This is a genomic window from Paracoccus sp. MKU1, from assembly GCF_001447385.1.
Lineage (GTDB): Bacteria > Pseudomonadota > Alphaproteobacteria > Rhodobacterales > Rhodobacteraceae > Paracoccus.
Genome location: NZ_LLWQ01000045.1, coordinates 1 through 942, shown reverse-complemented (window position 1 = coordinate 942; position 942 = coordinate 1). Strand labels below are relative to the sequence as shown.

At 69.0% G+C, this 942-nt stretch carries 2 protein-coding genes; both read left to right on the top strand.

The annotated features are described in order from the left end of the window. A partial coding sequence (locus tag AQY21_RS02800) for a FumA C-terminus/TtdB family hydratase beta subunit (RefSeq protein WP_203416345.1) occupies nucleotides 1-556 on the top strand: 556 nt, incomplete at its 5' end. A 39-nt stretch (nucleotides 557-595) separates the two neighbouring features. Beyond that, on the top strand, nucleotides 596-942 hold a 347-nt coding region (locus AQY21_RS02795), incomplete at its 3' end, for a LysR family transcriptional regulator (RefSeq protein ID WP_161905891.1).

Below are 942 nucleotides of genomic sequence, written 5' to 3'. Positions count from 1 at the left end.
CGACCTCGACCAGCCGATGGATAGGGTCTGCGCGGCGCTGTCGCAGCTGACGGTCGGCGCGCCGGTGCTGATGTCGGGCACGATGATCGTGGCCCGCGACCTGGTCCATGCCGAACTGGCGCGGCTGATGCGCGAGGGCAAGCCCCTGCCCGGCTACCTGCGCGACCACCCGGTCTATTACGCCGGCCCGGCCCGGACGCCGCAGGGCCATGCCTCGGGCTCGTTCGGACCGACCACGGCGGCGCGCATGGACCCCTATGTGCCCGAGCTTCAGGCGCATGGCGCGTCAAGGGTGATGATCGCCAAGGGCAACCGCGCGCCCGAGGTGGTGGCCAGCTGCCAGCAACATGGCGGCTTCTACCTGGGATCGGTCGGCGGCGCTGCGGCGGTGCTGGGTCGCGACGTGATCAAAAGCGTGGAAGTCATCGGCTTTTCCGAATTCGGCATGGAGGCGGTCTGGCGCATCCGGGTCGAGGATTTCCCCGCCTTCCTCGTCACCGACGACAAGGGCAACGACTTCTTTACCCGCAAGCCGGACTTGACCCCGCCGGGCTGACGCGCGACCAGTTCAACCGGGGCAATGCGGGGATGCGGATTGGACGAGGCCGGCGACAAGATCACCCTGCGGCAGATGCAGATCTTCCTGGCCGCCGTCGAATGCCGCAGCTTCAACCGCGCGGCCGAAAAGCTGTCGCTGTCGCCGCCCGCCGTCTCGATGCAGATGAGCCGGCTGGCCGAGGCGCTCGGCGCCACGCTGTTCGTCAAGGACGGCCGTTCCGTCCAGCCGACCCAGACCGCCACGGCACTGGTCCCCTATGCCGAGCGGTTGGCCGAGACCCTGCGCGAGGCGGTGCATGTCGTCGAGCAGATGCAGGGCCGGCTGGACAATCAGGTGCGGGTGGCGATGGTCTCGACGGCGCGGAACTTCGGCCCGCAGCTGGT